Origin of the sequence: Halorientalis salina (genome assembly GCF_005049285.1) — an archaeon.
In the GTDB taxonomy this organism is placed as follows: Archaea; Halobacteriota; Halobacteria; order Halobacteriales; family Haloarculaceae; genus Halorientalis; species Halorientalis salina.
This window is the reverse complement of sequence record NZ_SOSC01000006.1, coordinates 112865-134844: the sequence shown is the minus strand read 5'-3', so window position 1 is coordinate 134844 and position 21980 is coordinate 112865. Positions and strand designations below refer to the sequence as shown.

At 64.7% G+C, this 21980-nt stretch carries 24 protein-coding genes; 6 read left to right on the top strand and 18 right to left on the bottom strand.

Annotation, left to right across the window (positions count from 1 at the left end; all coding sequences use genetic code 11):
* The first annotated feature begins 240 nt into the window (after positions 1 to 240).
* Entirely contained in the window at positions 241 to 645 is a 405-nt protein-coding gene (locus E2481_RS12575) for a hypothetical protein (protein WP_136717502.1), read from the top strand.
* Between the two features lie 303 nt (positions 646 to 948).
* Here E2481_RS12575 and ribB read toward each other — a convergent pair whose 3' ends face one another.
* The 4 genes from ribB to twy1 all read right to left on the bottom strand — a co-directional run bounded on the left by ribB (position 949) and on the right by twy1 (position 4077).
* Entirely contained in the window at positions 949 to 1623 is a 675-nt protein-coding gene (ribB, locus tag E2481_RS12570) for a 3,4-dihydroxy-2-butanone-4-phosphate synthase (protein ID WP_136717501.1), read from the bottom strand.
* On the bottom strand, positions 1607 to 2308 hold the full coding sequence (locus E2481_RS12565) for a DUF120 domain-containing protein (protein WP_136717500.1): 702 nt from the start codon (positions 2306 to 2308) through the stop codon (positions 1607 to 1609). The genes ribB and E2481_RS12565 overlap by 17 nt, the downstream gene beginning before the upstream one ends.
* Before the next feature lie 144 nt (positions 2309 to 2452).
* Positions 2453 to 3052: a DJ-1/PfpI family protein gene (locus E2481_RS12560; protein ID WP_136717499.1), complete on the bottom strand. Its 600-nt coding sequence runs from the start codon at positions 3050 to 3052 to the stop codon at positions 2453 to 2455.
* A 35-nt stretch (positions 3053 to 3087) separates the two neighbouring features.
* A complete protein-coding gene (gene twy1 / locus E2481_RS12555) occupies positions 3088 to 4077 on the bottom strand; it encodes a 4-demethylwyosine synthase TYW1 (protein WP_136717498.1) in 990 nt (329 codons plus the stop codon).
* Between the two features lie 189 nt (positions 4078 to 4266).
* Between twy1 and E2481_RS12550 the strand changes: the two genes are divergently transcribed.
* Entirely contained in the window at positions 4267 to 4800 is a 534-nt protein-coding gene (locus E2481_RS12550; RefSeq protein ID WP_136717497.1) for an HTH domain-containing protein, read from the top strand.
* A 65-nt stretch (positions 4801 to 4865) separates the two neighbouring features.
* Positions 4866 to 6623: an arginine--tRNA ligase gene (gene argS, locus E2481_RS12545; RefSeq protein ID WP_136717496.1), complete on the top strand. Its 1758-nt coding sequence runs from the start codon at positions 4866 to 4868 to the stop codon at positions 6621 to 6623.
* Positions 6624 to 6632: 9 nt separating this feature from the next.
* Here the strand turns inward: argS and E2481_RS19025 are convergent, their stop codons facing one another.
* The 3 genes from E2481_RS19025 to E2481_RS12535 form a co-directional block, all read right to left on the bottom strand.
* Complete coding sequence (locus E2481_RS19025) at positions 6633 to 6764, bottom strand: hypothetical protein (RefSeq protein ID WP_256867900.1); 132 nt, start codon at positions 6762 to 6764, stop codon at positions 6633 to 6635.
* Between the two features lie 95 nt (positions 6765 to 6859).
* On the bottom strand, positions 6860 to 7762 hold the full coding sequence (locus E2481_RS12540; protein WP_136717495.1) for a MinD/ParA family ATP-binding protein: 903 nt from the start codon (positions 7760 to 7762) through the stop codon (positions 6860 to 6862).
* A gap of 236 nt (positions 7763 to 7998) precedes the next feature.
* On the bottom strand, positions 7999 to 8592 hold the full coding sequence (locus E2481_RS12535; RefSeq protein WP_136717494.1) for a hypothetical protein: 594 nt from the start codon (positions 8590 to 8592) through the stop codon (positions 7999 to 8001).
* Between the two features lie 143 nt (positions 8593 to 8735).
* Here E2481_RS12535 and prf1 point away from each other — a divergent pair, with 143 nt between their 5' ends.
* Positions 8736 to 9989 carry a peptide chain release factor aRF-1 gene (gene prf1 / locus E2481_RS12530; RefSeq protein WP_136717493.1) on the top strand — a complete coding sequence of 418 codons (1254 nt, stop codon included), beginning with the start codon at positions 8736 to 8738 and terminating at the stop codon, positions 9987 to 9989.
* Positions 9990 to 9998: 9 nt separating this feature from the next.
* Here prf1 and E2481_RS12525 read toward each other — a convergent pair whose 3' ends face one another.
* Both E2481_RS12525 and E2481_RS12520 read right to left on the bottom strand, forming a co-directional pair.
* Positions 9999 to 10394 (bottom strand): DUF6276 family protein, encoded by a 396-nt coding sequence (locus E2481_RS12525; RefSeq protein WP_136717492.1) that lies wholly within the window; start codon positions 10392 to 10394, stop codon positions 9999 to 10001.
* 167 nt (positions 10395 to 10561) lie between these two features.
* The gene (locus E2481_RS12520; protein WP_136717491.1) at positions 10562 to 11251 is read right to left on the bottom strand and encodes a V-type ATP synthase subunit D; all 690 of its coding nucleotides are present in this window, start codon (positions 11249 to 11251) and stop codon (positions 10562 to 10564) included.
* Between the two features lie 173 nt (positions 11252 to 11424).
* Here E2481_RS12520 and E2481_RS12515 point away from each other — a divergent pair, with 173 nt between their 5' ends.
* The gene (locus E2481_RS12515; protein WP_136717490.1) at positions 11425 to 11916 is read left to right on the top strand and encodes a DUF3592 domain-containing protein; all 492 of its coding nucleotides are present in this window, start codon (positions 11425 to 11427) and stop codon (positions 11914 to 11916) included.
* Positions 11917 to 11982: 66 nt separating this feature from the next.
* Here the strand turns inward: E2481_RS12515 and E2481_RS12510 are convergent, their stop codons facing one another.
* The 8 genes from E2481_RS12510 to ahaH all read right to left on the bottom strand — a co-directional run bounded on the left by E2481_RS12510 (position 11983) and on the right by ahaH (position 20190).
* Positions 11983 to 13413 (bottom strand): ATP synthase subunit B, encoded by a 1431-nt coding sequence (locus tag E2481_RS12510; protein WP_136717489.1) that lies wholly within the window; start codon positions 13411 to 13413, stop codon positions 11983 to 11985.
* On the bottom strand, positions 13413 to 15173 hold the full coding sequence (locus E2481_RS12505; RefSeq protein WP_136717488.1) for an ATP synthase subunit A: 1761 nt from the start codon (positions 15171 to 15173) through the stop codon (positions 13413 to 13415). Before E2481_RS12505 ends, E2481_RS12510 begins: the two co-directional genes overlap by 1 nt.
* A 3-nt stretch (positions 15174 to 15176) precedes the next feature.
* A complete protein-coding gene (locus tag E2481_RS12500) occupies positions 15177 to 15497 on the bottom strand; it encodes a V-type ATP synthase subunit F (RefSeq protein ID WP_136717487.1) in 321 nt (106 codons plus the stop codon).
* The gene (locus tag E2481_RS12495) at positions 15494 to 16555 is read right to left on the bottom strand and encodes a V-type ATP synthase subunit C (protein WP_136717486.1); all 1062 of its coding nucleotides are present in this window, start codon (positions 16553 to 16555) and stop codon (positions 15494 to 15496) included. Before E2481_RS12495 ends, E2481_RS12500 begins: the two co-directional genes overlap by 4 nt.
* Entirely contained in the window at positions 16552 to 17136 is a 585-nt protein-coding gene (locus E2481_RS12490; protein ID WP_136717485.1) for a V-type ATP synthase subunit E, read from the bottom strand. Before E2481_RS12490 ends, E2481_RS12495 begins: the two co-directional genes overlap by 4 nt.
* Before the next feature lie 20 nt (positions 17137 to 17156).
* On the bottom strand, positions 17157 to 17447 hold the full coding sequence (locus E2481_RS12485) for a F0F1 ATP synthase subunit C (RefSeq protein WP_136717484.1): 291 nt from the start codon (positions 17445 to 17447) through the stop codon (positions 17157 to 17159).
* 201 nt (positions 17448 to 17648) lie between these two features.
* Positions 17649 to 19871 (bottom strand): V-type ATP synthase subunit I, encoded by a 2223-nt coding sequence (locus E2481_RS12480; RefSeq protein ID WP_136717483.1) that lies wholly within the window; start codon positions 19869 to 19871, stop codon positions 17649 to 17651.
* Positions 19858 to 20190, bottom strand: a complete 333-nt coding sequence (gene ahaH / locus E2481_RS12475) for an ATP synthase archaeal subunit H (protein WP_136717482.1) — start codon at positions 20188 to 20190, stop codon at positions 19858 to 19860. Before ahaH ends, E2481_RS12480 begins: the two co-directional genes overlap by 14 nt.
* 485 nt (positions 20191 to 20675) lie before the next feature.
* Here ahaH and E2481_RS12470 point away from each other — a divergent pair, with 485 nt between their 5' ends.
* The gene (locus E2481_RS12470; RefSeq protein WP_136717481.1) at positions 20676 to 21302 is read left to right on the top strand and encodes a methyltransferase domain-containing protein; all 627 of its coding nucleotides are present in this window, start codon (positions 20676 to 20678) and stop codon (positions 21300 to 21302) included.
* 207 nt (positions 21303 to 21509) lie between these two features.
* Here the strand turns inward: E2481_RS12470 and E2481_RS12465 are convergent, their stop codons facing one another.
* On the bottom strand, positions 21510 to 21974 hold the full coding sequence (locus E2481_RS12465; protein ID WP_136717480.1) for a type IV pilin N-terminal domain-containing protein: 465 nt from the start codon (positions 21972 to 21974) through the stop codon (positions 21510 to 21512).
* Positions 21975 to 21980: the final 6 nt, after the last annotated feature.

Genomic DNA, 21980 nt, shown 5'->3' with positions numbered 1-21980 from the left:
GTCGAGCGGCGGTTCGGAGCGGGCGTACATCCGACAACCACGACGCCCAGCCACCGGTATCGACGGGCGGGTCGGCGAGATTCGCTGGACACGGCCGCTAAACGAGGCGTTCTGGGCGACGGCCGCGTCGCCGCGTTGGCAGACGACGAGTCCTGAGACGCGTTCGGTCTGTGGCTTCAATGGTTGGAATTCGGGACATTCAGGGCGATTTATGATGGTCCATCGAGTACGCTCGGCCGAATGCCGAACTCTCAGGACATCCGAGAGATGGTCGGGGGCTCGGAGTACCACGAGTGGATCCGGTTCGCAAACCGGGGGACCTGGACGTACCAACCTGACGTCTCGCTGCGGATCAGCCGTGAGGAACAGATCGACAGCCAGTACCACCAGCCCTGGACCAACGGGATCCAGGGATCGAACGCCCGCTTTGGCTACTACGTCTTCTACGACAACTCGCCGGTCGAGTACCACGTCGTCGTCAGCGTCGATGACGGCCGCGCTCACATTCCCGAACCGCGCCAGCCGCAGAACGGCGGCGACTACGTCGTCGGGGGATACGAGGCCAACATCGGCCGCATCATCACCGGCGACGTCGAGACGTTCAACGCCTACCTCAACCAGACACCAGTCACCGTCGACGAGTAACTTCCGCCGAGTCCATTCGACTCACTTCGTTCGTCTCATTCCCTCGCCGACTTCCCGCTTCTCCGTTCGCGGGAATCCCGCCGAGTCACTGTCCCGGGCCGGTTTTTCGCCAGCTCGACTGACGCCCAGATAGCGACACGCTCGCCGCTGTTTTCGCCGGTTTCGCTGTGTCGGCGTCTCACTGCGAACGCAGAATTTTATATTGCGAATAGTGGTTTATGGAGTGGTCGCGGGCCGATCGTCGATCGATAGCTGAAACTGACGGTACTGGACGCGAAAACGGCGAAAACCGAAAAAACGGGCTTACGAAAGTCGCTCGACGAGTTGACTGCCTTCGACGTAGGGGATGTCGTTGCGCTCGCCGTAGGACTGTGCGGCCGCGGGGGTGAGCGCCTCGCCGCTCTCGTCGTCGAGCATCTCACAGACCACGGCGGCGGGCGACTGGTCGGCCGCGGCGGCCAGCGCAACGGCCAGTTCAGTGTGACCCAGTCGGTCGTCCAGGAGGCCGGGCGCGGCCTTCAGCAGGTGGACGTGGCCGGGGGCGCGGAACTGCTCGGCGAAGGCGTCGAGGTCGGGGTCGGCCGCGACGTCGGCCAGTTCCGTGATGGTCAGCGCGCGGTCCTCGTCGGTGATGCCGGTGAAGGTGTCGCGGTGGTTGACCGTCAGCGAAAAGGACGACCGTTCGTCGTACGCCAGGTCGTGGTCGGCCGACAGCGGGTGGTCGATGGTCTCCTGCAGGAAGGGGAGCTCCAGGGTCTCGGCCACCCCGTGGGAGAGGGCGGTACAGATCAGTCCGCCGGCGTCGTTTCGCATGCGGGCGACCGCGTCGGGGGTCAATTCGCCCGCGGGATACACCAGATCGGTCTCGCCTTCGCGGTCGGCGGCGTCGTGAATCAGTACGGGCTGGCCGGCCCGGAAGGCGGCGACCGCCGCGTCGACGGTGCTCGACGACTGGCGCATCTTATCGCTCCGTGACATCGATCGTGACCTCCTGATCGTCTTCGAGGCCCAGTTCTTCCCGAAGTTTCACCGGGGCGATGACCTCCAGTTGGTCCTCGTCGTGGTGGGTTCGTTCCGGGGCGATGACGTGGGCCGGCTCGTAGATGCTGTCCTCGGTCTCGACCGCCGCGGGATAACAGTAGGCCGGACCGTACGTGCGCTCGTCGTCCTCCCAGCCGTCGATCCCGACGGGTTCGAGTGCGGCCATGCCGGCCCGAGCCCGGACGCTCTCGGCCGTCAGGTCGACGTTCAACGTTCCTGCGAACGGCTCGTACCCGAGTTCGTCGATGAACTGCTCCATGTAGCCCGGCAGCGAGATGTAGTGTCGGCCCTCGCCCATGCCGCTGGTCACGAACCCTTGGAGCTCGATGCTCGCGTCGCGCTCGAAGATCCGGCGGTAGTCGGCGTACTCCCGACGGAGCGCCGACTCGCCCTCGGGCGTGATCGTGACCCACTGCCCATCGCTGACGATTTCGCGTTCGACGTAGCCCGCGTCCTCGAGTCCCTGTAGCCGCCGGGACGCGGTCTGGTTCGAGGCGTCCAGGTCGTCGGCCAGCGCCGAACACGATACCTTCTGCTGCCCATCCAGCGCGTCCGCCAGGGCCAGCAACTTCAGCGTCGCGAGTTCGTCGTAGCCGACCGTCCGCCCCGTCGCTTGTGCCATATCCACACGTTAGGGATTCCTCCGGATAAGCGTAACGAATGTGGGATACGTCTCAACTATGGAACGCGAAGGAACGCAAACAGCGTTTCCTGATCAGAAGTTAGGGACTACCGTCCTAAAAGCGTTGTTTCGATCGCGCTCGCTTCAGAGTCGATGGACCGTTCCCGTTGGCTCGTACTCCATCTCCGTTCGGACTGCCCGGGCGACGGACGCCCCGAACTCCCGCTCGACGAAGTGCATTGCGAGGTCTAACCCCGACGTGACGCCGCCGGCCGTCAGGACGTCGCCGTCGTCGACGACGCGGGCGTCGACGACCTCGGCCTCCGTTGCTCGCAGGTCCTCCAGCGCGCCGGCGTGGGTGACCGCCGGCCGCCCGTCGAGAATCCCGGCCCGCGAAAGGAGCATCCCGCCCGTACAGACGCCTGCGACAGTGACGCCGCGCTCGTGGTGATCGCGGACCGCGTCCGGGATCGCACCGCGTTCGGCCTCCGCCCAGGCACCCTCGTCGTTTCGCGCGTTCCAGCCCCCGCCCGGCACCAGTAGCACGTCCGGGTCCGCCTTAGAGAGGGCACCGTCGGCCCCGACTTCGAGTCCGTGGCTGGCGGTCACCCGTTCGGCCCCATCGACGGTTCGTATCGCTGTCGTCAGGTCCGCACCGGCCAGAGCCGCGTTCTCGAACACCTCGAAGGGACCGATCGCGTCCAGTTCGTCGAAGCCGTCGAAGGCAAGAATAACGATCTCCATGGAACCAACACGGTCTCCGCGAGCAAAAAGCCGCGTCAGTCTCCGGAAACCGGGTCGCGAGCCCAAAAGTCGCTATCCTTCTGGAGTTTCGGGACCAGCGTGTTGCGCTCTTTCGCCAGCAGTGCGACCCGCGAGGCGGGTACCTGCTTCAACACGTCGAACTCGGGCATGTCGGCCATGACCTCCTCGGCCCAGTCGACGACTTCCTCGTGTTCGGGCATCGAGTCCCGACCCAGCCGACCGCGGGAGTGGCCGACGTGCATGTACGCCTTCAGCTCCACGAAGTCCGGGTCCGCGCGCTGGAACATCGCCGCGAACCACTCGGGGTGGGCCATGTTCAGCCCCTTGATGCAGGTCGTCCGCAGCACCGTTCTGGTTTCGTCTTTCTCGGCCAGCACGTCCAGCGTGTCGATGAGGTTCTCCCAGGCGTCGTCCTCGACGGCCTTGACCGTCTCGTCGAACGTCCGCCGGTCGGCGGCGTCGACGCTGACGTACAACTGGGTCGGGTCACACTCGGCGAGGACTTCGGGTCGCGTCCCGTTCGAGACGAGGAACGTCGTAATGTCTCGCTCGTGGAACTCCTCGATGAGTTCCGGCAGATAGGGGTAGAGACTGGGTTCGCCGTCGAGGGAAATTGCCACGTGGCGCGGTTCCATGGCCTCCTCGAACACCTCGTCGGGGACCTCCTCGTTGCCGCCGAAGCCCGAGAGGATCTTCGACTGGAGTTCGAGGCTGGCGTCGGCCACGGCACTCGGGTCGTCCCATTCGACCTCGTCCATCTCGTAGGCGTGCCCCGCGTGGTCCCGCCAGCAGAAGACACACCGCTCGTTGCACTTGACGACCGGCGTCATTTGTATACATCTGTGCGATTCTATCCCATAAAATATATTTTTGTAACATTTTCCCTCGCCTTTGAGGGCATTTTTCGTCCACCCGCAGGTCTGGGCGGCGGTGTGGTTGACGCTGTGGTAGTTAGGGTCCGAAACCTGCTTCGGTCCCCCGTCCCCGGACTCCGAGTCACTCATGTTGGAGTGGCGTTGTGCGCCGGCGGGCAAAAGCACCCGGGTGTCCCTGTCGAGACCGGTTCGCTGCCCTGCCGGTGGACAAAGTCCTGGTCTGATCTATATAATAATACGAATGTCTGCTTATTTTTGCTATAGGCCGATGCTTGATTTGGGAAAAAGATTTTTATTGTATGTTCCGCAAGTATGGGTATGGCTACCAATGTCGTGGAGGCCGAGGCGTCCGAGGACGAGACGACGGGCGAGGCGGAGACGGGGGAGACGGCAGCGACGATCACGGTGACGGCCCATCTCCGGGCGTCACCGACCGGGGCAGCAGCGCGTCGCCAGCAGGCAGTCCTCGAACGCTTGCGTGCGTTCGAGGCCGAGGGGACGGTCCCGGACCTGCGGATCGAACGAGTAGGGTCCCGGGTGAACGTCCCGGCCGCCGAAGACGACGTGGCCGACGCCGATGCCGTCGCGCTGTACGAGGAACTCGAAGCCGTGGCCGACAGTGCCGGCCTCCAACTCGAACCCTTCTTCGAGTCGCGCAAGGCGGTCGGCGGCTTGCTTTCGGCGGGGCCGCCCACGCAGCGGATCATCGTCTTCCCAGTCGTCTCCCTCACGATCCGACGGGACGGGGACCTCGTCGGGCTCTACCCGTGCTGGTCGGACGGCGTTCACGAGAGCGTCGAATCATGTCTCGACGCGCTCGCGTCGGGCGACGACGCGGCCAACCTCGGCTGACTGCGCTGTCCCCCGCGGTCGGGGCGACTCGTTACGCATATACACGGTCCCACAGAAGGGGGCGTATGTTCCTGTCCGCACGCGCGGAGGTCGAGGACGCCCTGCAGAGCGCGCTCTCGGCGCTCGACCTCCCCACTGAGGACCTCGGTATCGAGGAGCCACCGGAGGACGTCGACGCGATCCTGGCGTCCAGTGTCGCCTACCGGCTGGCCGGCGAGGTCGGCGCACCGCCGCCGAAGGTCGCCGCCGACATCGCCGACGAGATCGACCCAGCCGACTACGAGTATCTGGGCACCGTCCAGCCCCAGGGTCCGTACGTCAACTTCCTGCCCAGCGAGGCCTATTTCCAGGCCACTATCGAGGCCGCCCAGCGCGAGGAGTACGGTCGACTCGACTCGAAAGACGAGCGCGTCGTCGTCGAACACACGAGCGCCAACCCGACCGGTCCCGTCCACGTCGGCCGCGCCCGCAACCCCATCATCGGCGACGCCCTGGCGAACGTGCTCGATTTCGCCGGCTACGACGTGGAACGGCACTACTACGTCAACGACGCCGGCCGCCAGATGGCCGTGTTCGCCTGGGCCTACGAGACCTTCGACGAGTCGGACCTGCCGGAGCCAGAGCGGGACCGAATCGAGTACGACATGGTGCGGTACTACCGCGTCGGCAACGAGTTCCTCGAAGAGGGTCCCGAGGAGGAGGTCGAGGCCGCGGAAGCGGAGATCCAGTCCATCATGCAGGGGCTAGAAGAGGGCGACGAGGACGCCTACGAGCGCGTCAGCGAGGTCGTCGACAAGGTGCTCTCGGGCATGAAGCAGTGTCTCGGCCGTCTCCCCGCGGAGTTCGACGAGTTCGTCAAGGAGACCCGCTTTATCCGCGACGGCGCGACCGACGACCTGGTCGCTCGCCTGCAGGAACTCGACGAGGCAGTGTACGAGGAGGACGCCTGGCAACTCGACCTCCCGGACATCGAGAAGAACCTCGTCTTCCTCCGCTCGGACGGTACCAGCCTCTACGCCACGCGGGACCTGGCCCACCACGAGTGGAAGTTCGACAACTTCGACCGCGCGGTGACGGTTCTGGGCGAGGACCACAAGCTCCAGGCCCAGCAGGTCGACACCACGCTCTCCCTGCTCGGCCACGACACCGACCAGCTCGATCAGGTGCTCTACTCCTACGTCAACCTCCCCGAAGGGAAGATGAGCACACGGCGAGGGACCGGCATCGACCTCGACGACCTGCTCGACGAGGCTATCGACCGCGCGCGCGAGGAGGTCGAGGACAGACTCGACGACCGCCTCCGCAACGACGAACTCGACGACGACGACGTCGAACGCATCGCCCACCAGGTCGGCATCGGTGCCGTCCGCTACGACATCGTCTCGAAACAACCCACGAAGGCGATCACCTTCGAGTGGGAGCGGGCGCTCGACTTCGAGGCCCAGTCCGCGCCGTACGTCCAGTACGTCCACGCGCGGACCTGTGGCATCCTCGGCGAGGCAGCGGATGCCGGCTACGAGGTCCCCGATCCGTCGGCGCTCGACGTGGAACACCTTAACACGCCGGAAGCGCGGGCCCTCCTCCGGACCGTCGCTCGCTTCCCCGGCGTCATCGAGGAGTCGGCCGCCGACCACCAGCCACACGTCGTGGCGACCTACACGCGCACGTTCGCGGAACGGTTCAACGCCTTCTACCGGGAGTGTCCGGTTCTGGACGCCGACGAAGAAGTCAGGGACGCGCGGCTCGCAGTGGTCGCTGCTGCGCGCCACACGATGGCGAACGCGCTGTCGGTACTCGGTGTCGCTGCGCCGGAGTCGATGTAGGGCGACCGGTTACAGTAGCGCCGGCACGACGGTTCCCATGATGCTGCCCCCGACACCGCGGACGGCGGCGAACCCGAGCCCGAGCACGAGGAGGAGGTAGATCAGGATCCAACTCGTCCGTATCGATTCTTCGTCTGCCATACCCCTTACTGGCCGGAGCGACCGTTTGAATGTACCGCTTCGAACGGAGAACGGGCGCCGAGACGGGATTCGCCGCGAGAATGGGTACTGGCAGCTCAGTTGAAGAGCCCGAACACGCCGTCTTCGTCCTCGTCGTCGTCGCTGTCGTCGCCGTCGCTGCCCTCTGTACCGCTGTTCGGGCCGATCCCGGTCTCGCTGCCGGTCGAACCGTCGTCGGCTTCGGCGGCGTCGGTCTCACTGCCGTCGCCGTCGTCGCTGCCGGCGGGCTCGAACTCCTGTTCGGTCGTCGCGCCGCCCTCGGTGTTGACCTCGTAGATCTCCTCTAGGGTCGAGGCCAGCCTGCGGTAGGCCTCGGCGGCGTAGCTGTCGGAGTGGTTGATGAGCAGCGGTTCCGACTTGGTGGCGTCCTGGTCCTCCGGGACGACCGCGAGCATCTCCAGGTCGAGTTTGTCGGCGACCTGCGAGACGTTCGTGTCGTCGTTGGCCCGGGTCAGGACGGCACCGACCACGTCGCCCTCGATGCGTTCGGCCAGCTGGGCGGTCTTGACGGTGTCGCCGATGGCGACGTCGTCTGCGGTCGTGATCAGCAAGACGCCGTCGGCCAGTCCGAGCGGGACGGTCGTTTCGTGGCTCAATCCGGCACCGGTGTCGATGAGGACGATCTCGTAGGCAGTCGAGAGGGCTTTGACGACCTTCCGGAGCTTCGCCGGGTCGGCGTCGGCGAACGCTTCGAGGTTCCGCTCGCCGGGCACGACGGTGATGCCACCCGGGCCTTCCGTGATGGCGTCGCTGACGGCGGCTTTCCCTGCCAGGACCTGGTGGAGACTCGGGGAGTGATCGATGTCGAGCATCGCTCCCAGGTTCGCCATTCCCAGGTCGGCGTCGACGACGACGACGTCGTGGCCGGCGTCCTGTAACGCCACGGCGACGTTGATGGTCGTCGTGGTCTTCCCGACGCCACCCTTCCCGCCTGCGATGGTGAAGACGTATCCCGTCATACTTCCTGTTGTGTAGCTACAGACAAGGGAAACATATAAACCCGTGCGTCTGACGGGCGGTCGGTCCCCCTTGCCGGGTTTCCCGCACTGTCGTCCGCGGTGGTCGCTGCCCGCGTGACCGGCCCGGACGATACTACGTGGACACATGCCCGCAATCAATAAAAAGCCACACGGTAGTTCACACCGACTGACGGGACCGACATCGGTTCCCGTGGATTCCCACCGACTGCGGGGCCTCAGGCCGCCGTCTCGGCGGGGTACTCCGCCTGCATCTCGTCGACGATACGTTCGACACCCTCCTCCTCGACGATGATCGCTAGCCCCTCGTCGAGCGTTCCGTCGACCAGGGTCTCCGAGTACTCGTTCTCGATGGCCTGGTGAACCACCAGCCGCGCGACCTCCTCGACGAGCGCTTCGGTGTGGTCCCCCTCGACCAGTTTCTCGCCGATCACGTCGCCGACGCCACTGACGACGGCCTCGGACTGCCCCATGAGGCCCCTGACGATCTTCTTGAGCGCTCGCTTGATGAACACCGAACCCATTCCCAGGTTGTCCAGCACGATGTCGGCGGTCCGCTCGACGATGGCGTCCGAGTGGCCCCCCTCGACGAGGTGTTTGACGATGAGGTCTTTGACCCCGACGACGACCACGTCGGCGTCGCCGTTCGCAGCGATGTTCTCCGCGACGAGGTCCCCCACGTGGCTGACGATGGCGTCGGCCTGCTCGTCGGACAGTTCCTCGCCGATCCCCGCCCGAACGGTCTCGGCGACCGCAACCTGTTCGTCTTCCCCGAACTGGATCGTGTATCTCTCCCCTTCTTGCGTCGACATTGCCACATTGTTTTGTCGAGTTGTCGGTAAGGATTGATGCTCAGATACGAGGGGGTCTTTACGTCAGTTCCGCGCGTCGCGTCGCGAGCGGGGGTCCCGCGGAATCCCACGACCTTTAGTCTCCGGGTCTACAACAGGAAGTAATGAGTAGCTCCGAGCAGGACCAGACGGACAAACAAAAATACGAGTTCCGGAAGGTCATCGAGGACCTGAAAGAGTACGAGGGCTCCGGGACACAGCTCGTCACCATCTACATTCCTGACGACCGCCAGGTCAGTTCGGTCGTCGAGCACGTCACCCAGGAGCACAGCGAAGCGTCGAACATCAAGTCAAAACAGACCCGGACCGCGGTCCAGGACGCCCTGACCTCCATCAAGGACCGGCTGCGCTACTACGACACGTACCCGCCCGAGAACGGGATGGTCATCTTCTCGGGGGCCATCGATAGCGGCGGCGGCCGGACCGACATGGTCACCAAGGTTCTGGAGTCGCCGCCCCAGCCCATCGAGTCGTTCCGGTACCACTGCGACTCGGACTTCCTCACCGAACCCCTGGAGGAGATGCTCGGCGACAAGGGGCTGTTCGGCCTCATCGTCCTCGACCGGCGGGAGGCAAACGTCGGCTGGCTCAAGGGCAAACGCGTCGAGCCGGTCAAGTCCGCGTCCTCGCTGGTCCCCGGGAAACAGCGCAAAGGGGGCCAGTCCGCCCAGCGATTCGCCCGCCTGCGGCTGGAGGCGATCGACAACTTCTACCAGGAAGTCGCCGGGATGGCCGACGACCTCTTCGTCGACCAGCGCCACGAGATGGACGGCATCCTCGTCGGCGGTCCCTCCCCCACCAAAGACGAGTTCCTCGACGGCGACTACCTCCACCACGAACTCCGCGACAGCGTCCTCGGGAAGTTCGACGTCTCCTACACCGACGAGTCGGGGCTGTACGACCTCGTCGACGCCGCCCAGGAGGTCCTGGGCGAGTACGAGATCATGCAGGACAAAACGGAGATGGAGGAGTTCTTCAAGGAACTCCACGACGGGAACCTCGCGACCTACGGGTTCGGCCCGACCCGCGAGAACCTGATCATGGGCGCGGTCGACCGCCTGCTCATCTCCGAGGACCTGCGCAAAGACGTCGTCACCTACGAGTGTGAAAACGGCCACGAGGAACACGAGGTCGTCGACCGCCGCGAGGACACCCCCGACCACGAGTGTTCGCGCTGCGGCGAGACCGTCGAAGCCGACGAGGAGGACCGCGAGGACCTCATCGACCACCTCATGAACATCGCCGACCAGCGCGGGACCGAGACGAAGTTCATCTCCACCGACTTCGAGAAAGGCGAACAGCTCCTCAACGCCTTCGGCGGCATCGCGGGCATTCTGCGGTACGACACCGGCGTATAGGGCGCTCGGCTACTCCCGCAACTGTTCTAGTTGCTGTTTCCGGCCCTGCAGGTCGATCTGGCTGTCGACGCTGCCGCTCGCGGCGAGCCGGTCCAGGACGAGCATCGGGTCGGTCCCGGCTTCCTCGACGGCGTCGAACAGTTCGGTGATCTGCTGGCGATACAGCGCGAGCGAGGTGAGCAGACCGATTCCCAGCGCCATCGGGACCGCGGCGTCGGGCTCGGCCGGGAACGACTCGCCGATGGTCGTAAAGTCCGGCAGCTCCGACGGGGGTTCCTCGTCGGGTTCCATCACCAGACAGGTCGGACAGATGGTCGCACCGGGGGCGTCCTTCGGAGCGTATGCCGCGTACTCCTCGGGAACGGGAAAGCGCAGCACCTGCGTTTTGCAGTGGGGACAGTTCATGCAACTATCATTGTCGGGTAGATGGAAAAGGTTCGCCCTCTCGACCGAGGCACGGACTTCTCGACGGCGTGCCTCCCGAAATATTGCCTGACCGCTACGAGAACCGACTCACCGGGCCTGTTGGCGTCGAGAAAACCGCGCGTGGCCGCCGGCGATACGCGTGTCGTTCAGTCGTCGGCCGGGACGGCTTCGGCTTCCGCCGCTTCCTCGGCTTCCCGCTCTGCTTTCTCCTCTTCTTCCTTCTTGGCCTTGATCTTCTTCATCCGGAAGATCTCCTCTCGTTCCTGCTCTTCGAGTTTCTGCTCGATGTACTCCTGGTTGGTGGTGAGTTCGGGCAGGACTTTGAACTCCAGGGCGTTGACCCGTCGCTTGGTGCGTTCGATCTCGTCTAGCATCTTCTTCATCGCGGTCTCGACCTCCGCGGCGAGGATGATGGATTCGAGCAGTTCCTCGTAGGCCTCGGCGGCCTCGTCGATGCGGGAACTCGTTCCGAGGATGCCGTACCCGCGCTCGTCGAGGGTCTTCTTGACCTTCGAGGACTCGATCTGGGGGACGACGACGCCCATGATGTTTTTCGACTCGGTTGTCAGCTCTGGGTGTTCCTTGAGCGCGGCGGCCGCACCGCGGACCGCCACGTCGCCTTCCATGGCCCGTGCCATGTTGATCCGGCGCTGGGCGGTCTCGTAGTCCTCGGCCAGGTTCGAGCGCACGTCCTGGGCCTGGTCCAGGATGTCCTGGAACTCCATGATGAGCCCGTCCCGCTTCTTTTCGAGCGTGTCGTGGCCCCGCTCGGAGAGTTCGATCCGGTCCTCGATCGCCATGAGGTTCTTCCGGGTCGGTTTGACGTCTTTGGCCATTTGTTGGGTGGACCTTGCTGACCCAGTCGGTTAACTGTTTTCAGTTCGTCCGTGATGCCCCCGGCTCGACGGTTCCCGAGACGCCGGTCATCCGCGACGACCGGCCGCGCCAGGTTCCGTACAGCCCGCTCGCCTGTGGAAGTTACTTGTATCAGCAGGTGTATGCACCCTGTATGGACTCGCTGAAGCTTCTCGCCGTTCTCTTCGCTGTTGGGGGGATCGTCCTGCTGGGGATCGGGGGCTACGTCCTGTACACGCAGTACACCGCGATCCAGAACGCCGAGACGGTCAACGCGACCATCGAGTCGGCGACACTCGAGGACAAGGCCGGCAGCAAGTTCGCACCCGCGGTCACGTACAGCTACGAGTACGAGGGCAAGCAGTACCGGAACGACGTGCTGTATCCGGGCATCGTCACCCACGAAACGTCGGGCGATCGGGCCTTCGAGATCAGCCACGAGTACGAGCAGGGCGACCGGATCACCGCCTACGTCGACCCCGAGGACCCCGCCAAGGCGTTCCTCATCGAGAAATTCGCATCCCGGATGATACTCGGGTTCATCGGCGGTGGCGTCTTCATCACGGGCCTGGCGCTCATCACGCTCGTCTGGGACCGCCGCCGCGAGCAGTTCCGCGGCTGGCTCGAACGGGCCGGCATCGAGTGACAGCGCTCTCGAAGGACGGCCCCGTCACTACCGGTGACGTCGAAAAGAACGGAAAACTGCGGCGAATTATTCTTCGGCTTCGACGGTCTCGGCCGGTTCGTCCTCGACGTAGTACGTCTCGATGAACTCCTCGTCGACGCGGTTGAGTTCCTGTTTCGGCAGCGTCGAGAGCAGGTCCCAGCCGAGGTCGAGCGTCTCTTCGAGACTGCGGTTCGTCTTGAAGCCCTGCTGGACGAACTCCGTCTCGAAGCGGTCGGCGAAGTCGAGATAGAGGTTGTCCCGTTCGCTCAGGGCCTCGCGACCGACGATGTTCACGAGGTCCCGAAGGTCCTCACCCTCGGCGTAGGCGGCGTACATCTGGTTGGCCACGTCCTCGTGGTCCTCGCGGGTGAGCCCCTCGCCGATCCCGTCGTCCATCAGACGGCTGAGCGACGGCAGCACGTAGACGGGCGGCTCGACGCCCTGACTGTTGAGGTCCCGATCCATCATGATCTGGCCCTCCGTGATGTACCCGGTCAGGTCCGGGATGGGGTGCGTGTCGTCGTCGCCCGGCATCGTCAGGATCGGGATCTGCGTGACAGAGCCCTCCTGGCCCTCGATGCGGCCGGCCCGCTCGTAGAGCTGTGCAAGGTCCGTGTACATGTACCCGGGGTAGCCACGGCGACCCGGGACCTCCTCACGTGCGGCACCGATCTCGCGCAGCGCCTCGCAGTAGTTGGTCATGTCCGTGAGGATGACCAGCACGTGATACCCCTTGTCGAAGGCGAGGTATTCGGCGGTGGTGAGTGCGAGTCGCGGCGTGACCGTCCGCTCGACTGCGGGGTCGTCCGCGAGGTTCATGAAGACCACCGAGCGCTCCAGCGCACCGGTGCGCTCGAAGTCCTCCATGAACTCGTTGGCCTCTTCCTGGGTGATCCCCATCGCGCCGAAGATCACTGCGAACTCGCTGCCCTCCTCGTCGTCGGCTTCGGCGGCCTCGTCCTCTTCCGGGACCGTCGCCTGACGAGCGATCTGGAGTGCCAGGTCGCTGTGGGGCAGGCCCGACCCCGAGAAGATCGGGAGCTTCTGGCCCCGAACCAGCGTGTTCATGCCGTCGATGGCGGAAACGCCGGTCTGGATGAACTCCTCGGGGTACTCCCGGGAGTAGGGGTTGATTGCCTCGCCGACGATGGGTCGTTCCTCGTCGGGTTCGATCTCGGGTCCGCCGTCGATGGGCTCACCGGAGCCGGACAGGACGCGTCCGAGCAGGTCTTCGGTGAGCTTCATCTGCAGGGTCTCGCCGAGGAACCGGACCGAGGAATTGCGGTCGATCCCTTCGGTTCCCTCGAAGACCTGGATGGCGACGAAGTCGCTCGTCGATTCGAGCACCTGTCCGCGGCGCGTGCTGCCGTCGGGGGTCTCGATCTCGACGATCTCGTCGTAGCCGACGGGTTCGTCGACTTCGGCGAAGACCAGCGGACCGCTGATTTCCGTGATCGTCTGGTATTCTTTTTGCATTAGTAGAGCTCCCGGACCTGTTGTTGGATGTCCGATTCCAGTTCCTCGATGTAGCTCTCCCACTCGTCCTGGACGCCGATACGGTTGAGCCGCGGCGCGGCGTCGACCTCGTTGATCTCCTCGATCGGGACGCCGGCGTCGAGCGCCTCGAAGGCCTCGTCGTTGAACGTCCGGATGGCCGAGAGGATGCCGTAGGTCTTCTCGGGCTCACAGAACGTGTCCACGTCGTGGAAGGCGTCCTGCTGGAGCCAGGCTTCACGCAGGTAGCGTGCGACCTCCAGGGTGAGCTGCTGGTCCTCGGGCAGGGCGTCCTTCCCGACGAGCTGGACGATCTCCTGCAGTTCGGTCTCCTCGTCGAGCACGTCGATGGCCCACTGACGCTGGTCGGACCAGTCGTCCTCGACGTTGTCCTCGAACCACGGGTCCAGCTGGTCCCGATACAGCGAGTACGACTCGTTCCAGTTGATCGAGGGGAAGTGCCGACGCTCGGCGAGGTCGGCGTCCAGCGCCCAGAACGTCTTGACGATACGCAGCGTGTTCTGGGTCACGGGCTCCGAGAAGTCCCCGCCGGGCGGGGAGACCGCCCCGATCGCGGAGACCGAACCCTCGGTGCCGTTGATGTTGCTGAAGTAGCCGGCCCGCTCGTAGAACTCCGCGAGACGCGCGGCGAGGTAGGCGGGGTACCCCTCCTCACCGGGCATCTCCTCGAGTCGCGAGGAGATCTCGCGCATGGCCTCGGCCCACCGGGAGGTGGAGTCGGCCATCAGCGCCACGTCGTAGCCCATGTCGCGGAAGTACTCCGCGATGGTGATCCCCGTGTAGATACAGGACTCACGCGCCGCGACGGGCATGTTCGACGTGTTCGCGATGAGGCAGGTCCGGGACATCAGGGGCTTCCCGGTCTTGGGGTCTTCCAGTTCCGGGAAGTCCTCGATGACTTCCGTCATCTCGTTGCCCCGCTCGCCACAGCCGACGTAGACGACGATGTCCGCGTCGGCCCACTTGGCGAGCTGGTGCTGGGTGACCGTCTTCCCGGAGCCGAAGGGGCCCGGAATCGCGGCCGTCCCACCCTTCGCGATGGGGAACAGGCCGTCGAGGATGCGCTGGCCACTGACCAGCGGTTCCGTCGGCGTCTGCTTCTCGTCGGCGGGTCGCTGGGATCGGACGGGCCACTCCTGGCGCATCCGGATCTCCTCGCCCGTGTCCAGTTCGACGACGGTGTCCTCGACGGAGTAGTCGCCGGACTTGACGTCGACGACCTCGCCGCCCTCCGAATCGGGCGGGACCATCACTTTGTGGTCGATACTCGGCGTCTCGGGAACGATTCCGATGATGTCGCCGGCCTCGACCTCGTCACCTTCGGAGACCTCGGGGTTGAACTCCCAGGTCTTCTCCAGGTCGATTCCGGGCGCGTCGACACCACGGTCCAGGAACGCACTGCCCATCTTCTCCTCGAGGACGTCGAGGGGGCGCTGGACACCGTCGTAGATGGCGTCCAGCATGCCCGGTCCGAGGTCGACCGACAGCGGCGCGCCCGTGTTCTCGACGGGCTCGCCGGGGGCGACCGCGGACGTCTCCTCGTACACCTGGATCGTCGTGATGTCGCCTTCGATCTCGATGACCTCTCCCATCAGACCCTCGTGACCGACGTAGACCACGTCGTTCATCTTCGCGTCGAGGTCTTTGGCAGTCACGACGGGACCGCTTACGCTCTCGATGACGCCGTCTTCGCTGACGTCTGCTTCGGTTGCTTGACTCATAGTTTAGTCTTCCATCAGGTCGATACCGATCGCTCGCTTGATCTGCTCGCGCAGGTTCCCGCTCCCGGTGCCGCCACCGAGGGTCACGAGTACCGGTTCGACGCTCGTTTCCACGTCGTTGCGGACGGCCCGCGAGAGATGCGACAGGTCGTCGTCGTGCATCACGACGATGCCGACCTCCTCGTCGTCAAGTGTCTCCCGAACCGCGTCGTCCAGTCGGTCGTCTTTCTCGTCGTCGGCGACGTTCGCGAACTTCCGAACGCCGGCCAGCCGGAAGCCGGTCGTGAAGTCCGGACTGCCGATAACGGCGATCTCCTGGCTCATAGAATCACCAGCTCTGATTCGATGTCGTCCTCGGAGAGCCCGGCCTCGCGACCGCGTGCGATGGCCCGGATGTTGTCGACCTCCCGTTCTTTCGCCAGCACGTACGCGAGCACCGGACAGACCGATAGCGGGTACCGGTTCGACAGCGTGTCCGAGTACTCCAGCAGTGCTGCGTCGAGCGCCTGTTCTAGCTGCATCAGGCTGTCGGCGTCCTCAAGGGAGGCCAGTCCTTCCTCTAAGTCCTCGCCGTACTTGCTTTCCCGGACGAACTCGACCAGCTGGTCGGTGTTGCGCGACAGCTGGCTGATCTCGTCGGCGTCGAACAGCTTGCCGCCCTCGATGTAGTACTCCGAGGGGTCGATGTCCGCGCCGCTGCGCGCCAGCCGGAAGGCGTTGCGCATGTTCCGGAAGTCAACTTCCGCGCTGAGGAACTCGATGTACAGCTCCATCGCGCGACTGACCTCACCGGAGAGCCCGGTGAGCAACTCCTCGTAGAACGCCCGGTCGAGCGCGTTCTCCAGGGGCACCAGCACGCCTTCCTCTTCGTAGACCGGGTACGCCTCGGCGAGTCCGTCGCCGAAGCGCGTGTTCTCCAGCAGTTCCACGACGTCCTCGATGCTGCTCGCCGTGAGCAGCGATTCGAGGAACTCGTCGTCGAACTCGCCGGCGCGGATGAGGTCCGTCTCGACCTCCTCGCGGCTCGCGTCGGCGTACTTCCCCCGGATGATCGTCTTGACGTTCCAGGCGTCGAACTTCCGGAGGTACCGAGCGACGTACTCGTACAGTCGCCCGTCGGCCCACCGCAGCAGGTCGTCGAAGTGCTTGGCGATGTTCCGGTTCAGCGCGTACTCGACTAAGTCCACGCCGGTGTGTCGCGACCCCAGCGCGTTCATCTCGGTCTCGTACTCGGTTTCCTCCATGAACCGGGCGATCTCGCCCGTGCCCATGCGGACCAGCTTGCGGTAGTCGTCGTCGTCGAAGAGCGCGGCACGGCGCGACCGGACTCTCGCGATGACGTACTCGTAATTGCCGCCGGTGGCCGTTTGCTCCGTGCTCATTGCTCGAACAGTTCGTCGCTGATCGTTCCGAGGTTCTGTTCCCACACGTCGTCGACGATTGAGTCGAAGGTGTTGTTCACGCGAATGCGCGACCCTTCGCTCTCGACGACGACGCCGCCGAGACAGTCGTACTCGCCGGCGTACTGTCCGTCCTGCTCGAACTCATCGAGCAGCGACTCGAGGAGCTCTTCGTCCTCGGTGCGCCCGTAGACGTCCAGCGTAGCGTCGTCCTCGAACTCCTCGACGGCAGCCGACAGCAGCTCTCGGGTGAGCTCCTCGCGCTGGTCGCCGTCGATGTCTGCGACCGCCGACTCGACGTCCTCGCGAACGTCCGCGAGGACGGTCCGGCGCGCCTCGAGGCGTGCCTGTTTTGCCTCCAGCTTCGCACTGGAGACGCGCTGTTCGCGCTCCTGTTCGATCGTCGATTCGACCTCTGCCTCGCGCTCGGCTCGGATCTCGTCTGCGTCCTGCTCGGCCTCGGCGACGATAGCGTCAGCTTTCTCTTCCGCCTCGGCTTTGATATCCTCTGCACGCGCGCGGGCTTCGTCTCGAATGTCCTCTACGACCGTATCTAAGCTCATGCGTTAAAAGGTGGGTTTGTTTAGACGACGGCCGACCAGTCGGGGACGACGAAGACGACGACCAGCGCCAGAATGACCAGCGTCTCGGGCAGGACCGTCAGGATGAGGCCACGACCGAACATGTCGTCGTCCTCCGCGATCGCACCGACCGCCGCGGCACCGATACCGCGCTCCGCGTAGCCAGCACCGAACGCCGCCAGACCGACCGCGAGCGCTGCCGCCGCTTTCGGGGGAATGGCCGGATACGAGGTTCCGGCGTTCTGAAGAATCGGTGCGACACTGCCTACGAGTGCCAAAGCGTTTTCGATCATGTTTTGAATCTCTTGGGGATTCGCTCGTTCCGAACAGGCTGATATGGCTGTAGTGGCTTCATAAAACTTCCCAAATACCGCCGTCAGCCCGCGAGCTACCGGTGAGAGACAGTCTCATGACTAGCGACACGAACGATCAGCCGCCCGATGGGGCGTCCGACCGGGAACGGGCACCGACTGTGTGCCGAGGAGTCCTGTCGGTCAGTCCTCGGCGGTGTACTCGCGGTCGTACCCGAACGGCACGTAGGGCTTGCCGCCGCCCTCGTAGAACTTCCCGAAGAACTCCACGTACTCGAGACGGATCGCCTGCAGGCCGGCGCTGGTGATCCCCAGCGTCAACACGAGCAGGTGCCCGATCACGAGCACGAAGATACCGAGGACGAGCGCGGCGATGCCCGAGTGCATCAGGCCCTCGAACATCACGCTCGTGATCTCGGCCCCGTGGTAGGTCTCGCCGACCATCGTACTCGGGGCGTGATTGATCCCGAAGTGCCAGCCGCCGTGGCTGTCGACGTACACGCCGAAAAAGAGGAGGTTGACCACGAAGGCCATCCCCGCCTTCGCCAGCAGGACCGCCGCCAGCCGGGTGTACGACAGCGCGTTGACCATCACGTTGAGGAACTCGACGATCTCGATCGGCTCGGTGACCAGCAGCAGGACGAACCCGAGCGCGAACAAGCCGAGTCCCGCGAGTCCCACGACCGACGGCAGCGGGAGGGCGCTCGCTGGCACGACGCTGTAGGGATCACCGGTGAAGACGCTAAAGAGCAGGTCGGGTGCGCTCCCGAACGCCCCGGCGAAGATCCAGGCCCACAGCCCGAACATCATCAGCAGCCAGGAGCCGCTCTCGCCCATGGCCGTCCCGAACCCGTGACCCAGGTTCTCGATGAAGTCGAGCACCCAGGCGATCGTCAGGTGGGCCACGCCGGCAAGCACGCTGATGACGAGCCACGCCAGCGCGTAGTCGGCGTACGCGGGCTGGAGACCCTTGTGCATCGGCGGGTTCCCGCCCCAGACGATCTCGCCGAGCTGGTGTAACCCGAATATCTCCCCGTACATGATACCGAAGACCCCGGTAAAGAGCCCGGCCCACAGGCCGACGCCACCGAGGCTCTTGATGACGGGACTGTCGAAGCTCCGCATCAGCCAGAAGCCAAGCAGCATGTAGAGGATCCCGTAGCCGAGGTCCCCGATCATGAACCCGAAAAAGGCCGGGAACGTCAGGAAGACCAGCACCGTGGGATCGAACTCGGAGTATTTCGGCCGGTTGATGACCTCGACGAGCGCCTCGAAGGGTTTGACCGGCTTGGAGTTCTGCTGGATGACCGGCGGCTCGCTGCTACTCATCGTCACCAATCCGCCGTCAGTGGCTTTCTTTTTGCCACCGTCGGTGGCCGTCTCGGAGTCGCCGCCGTCCACGGCGGCCGGTTCGCCGGGCATTCCACCGCTCTCTTCGACCGGTTCGTGTCCGGTCACGTGTCCGTCGCTGTCGTACTCGGCGCGTTCGAGCTCCTCGACGTCGACGTGGTCGCCGACGGCCGAATCGAGTGCGATCCGGAGCTCGTCGACGTCCGTGGTCGGGATCCAGCCCTCGGCGACGAAGGCGTTCTCCGTCGTCGCGAAGTTCAGCGGCGCTTCGGCCTGCTGGACCCTGATCGCGAGTTTCTCCTCGGCAGCGAGCAGGAACCCGGCGACGTCGTGTTTGAGGTCCCCGAGTTCGTTCTCGACGGTGTCGAGCTTGGATTCGAGCTGCTGTTTGCGGTGTTGCAGCTCCGAGATGTACTCCTCGGGGCTCCCCTCGGCGTCGGGGATCTCGTACTCCTGGAACGTCGCGCCGACCAGGAGGTCCTGGATGGCGACGGTCTCGGGCTCGCCCTCGGGGTAGACGAAGATCGCGACCGCCTTGCCCGACGACCGAACCATGAACTCGTCGACCTCGTCGGCCGCGGCGAGTTCACTCTCGATGCCCGCGGCGTCGCCCTCTCCGACGGCGACGACGAGCGACTCGTAGCCCTGGAGCAGGTCGAGATCGATGCCCAGCGCCGCGTACGGCTCGACGCTGTCGATCCGTTCCTCGACGCTCCGGAGTTCGTCTACGAGCTCGTCGCGCCGGTCGTCGAGTTCGTTGACGTCCTGGCGGACGCTCTCGAGTTCCTCGTCGAGCGCCTCGTCGGTCACCAGCTGCGTCGGGCCGGCGTCCTCGTCGTCGATGTCGAGGATGGACTTCAGCGAGCGGACGGTAACCAGCTTCTGGGAGGCCTCCTCGGCACCCTCGATGGGGTCGCCCAGGTCGAAGCCGTCCCAGGAGCCGTCGTAGTCGGTGACGTGCAACAGGTTCAGGTCGTGGACGGTCTCGATGACGTCGTCCATGACGCCCTTGGATCCGGTTACCGAGACCCGACTCATCCGCTCAGGTCTGAGCATGCACCGCCTCCTCGAACCGTTCCAGGACGTGCTCGATCACCTCGTCTTTCTGCTCGGCCGCCGCGTCTTCGAGTGCCGCTCGCTGCTGGTCTCCTTCTTCGAGGAGCTCTTCGCGCTCGGCCTCGATCTCCTCGCGGGCGTCCGCGAGTCGTTCCTCGGCGATCTCCGCTGCGTCCTCGCGGGCCTCCTGACGGATCTCGTCTGCCTCCTCCCTGGCGTCGGCGATCCGGTCCTCGGCCGCCTGCTCGGCCTCGGCGACGATCTCGTCGGCCTCCTGCTCGGCCTCTTTAATCTGGTCGAGAACCTCTGGCCTTGGCATTTGAATCATGCGGAGATTGCAGAAGCGCCTATATGGTAGTTGCGAAACCATCTTTTTGCTCGTCGGGTGCGCTCACTCCGTTCGCGCACCCCTCCTCGCAAAAACATCCCCAGAAATCAGAGATTTCTGGTGGGCACACGAGAGCGAGCTCTCGTGTACATGGGTGAAAAAGGCTGAACGCTCGGCTTCGCCTCGCGTTCAGTGAACCGGCGAGCAATCTCGCCGGATGCTCGTATCTCCACGTTGCTCAGTGTGCGTGCCCACTTTTTACGTCGTCGGGTGTCCTCGGCCGCCGGCCTGCGGGCACCACTCCTCGTAAAACCTGGACTAAAACTGCCGGACGACTCACTCACTTCGTTCGCTCGGTGGATGCTTCCGTGCTCACTGCACAGCCTCTACTGACCACCAGCATCCGCACGAGCGCAGCGAGACCACCCGCCGAAGAAAAAGATGGTATTATGTCGCTGAGTACCCAAAATGGGGCAATGGGAGTCCTCGAGAACAAGTCGCGGGCACGGACCTTCTACAAGTACCTCTCGACGGTCTACGATCAGGTCAACCCGTTCATCTGGAACGAGGAGATGCGGACCGAGGCCATCGGGATGCTCGACCTCGCTCCCGAAGACCGGGTCCTCGACGTCGGCTGTGGCACGGGCTTTGCCACCGAAGGGCTGCTGAACGAGGTCGACCACGTGTACGGCCTCGATCAGAGTCCACACCAGCTAGAGAAAGCCTACGCGAAGTTCGGGAAGACCGACGGTCCGGTCACCTTCCAGCTGGGCGACGCCGAGCGACTCCCCTTCGCTGACGACAGCTTCGACGTCGTCTGGTCGTCGGGCTCCATCGAGTACTGGCCCAATCCCGTCGCGGCGATCAGGGAGTGTCGTCGCGTGGCGAAGCCGGGCGGCCAGGTCCTCATCGTCGGCCCGAACTACCCGAACTCGACGGTGTTCCAGAAGCTCGCCGACGCCATCATGCTCTTTTACGACCGCGAGGAGGCCGACCGGATGTTCCGCGAGGCCGGCTTCACCGACTTCGAACACCGGACGATGGGGCCGGACTACAACCCCGAAATCGCCATCACGACGGTCGCGAAGGTGCCAGAGGAGTAGACTGGCCGCGAACTGTGTGAGCGGCCAGCAGTTTTGGTCCAGCTTTTGCGAGAAGCGGTTCGTGAGCGGAGGGAGAGCGAAGCTCTCCCAGGCAGCCGGCGCATAGCGCCGGCGACGGAGCGAGCGAACCCGACGAAGTAAAAGGTGGGAGATCGCCATCACGACGGTCGCCGACGTTCCCGAGGCCTATCGAGGGGTTCCTGACGGTCAGGCGGTTGCCGTGACGCTGGCCAGCTGATACTGCTCGGTGTAGATCCGGATCGTCACGACCGCGCCGGCAGAGAGCTGCGGGCTGTTGGTCGCGGCGATACGTATCGCGGCCGTTTGACCGGCGCGCCACGTCCCGTCGGCCGCGGCGTTGAACGGCCCGGTGGGTCCGGACTCGAATCCCGCGGCCGCGAAAAACGGGACCGGGGGCTGCTTCGCGAGCGGTTCGCCGTCGATACGCACCTCGATGCGGAGGTCGCTCACCGTGAGTGACTCCCCGCTGCGATGCGTGAGGGCGATCCTGTCGTCTGCGGCGTCGGCGCTAGCGGTGAAACTGACGCGGGGCGGGCCGCTCTCTGACGGAACGATATCGAGGACGGCGGTTCCGACGGCAGCCGTCGAGAGGACGGTGATCCCCACCAGTAGCGCGACCCCGACGACCGAACTCGTTGCGCGCGTCGACACGAGTCG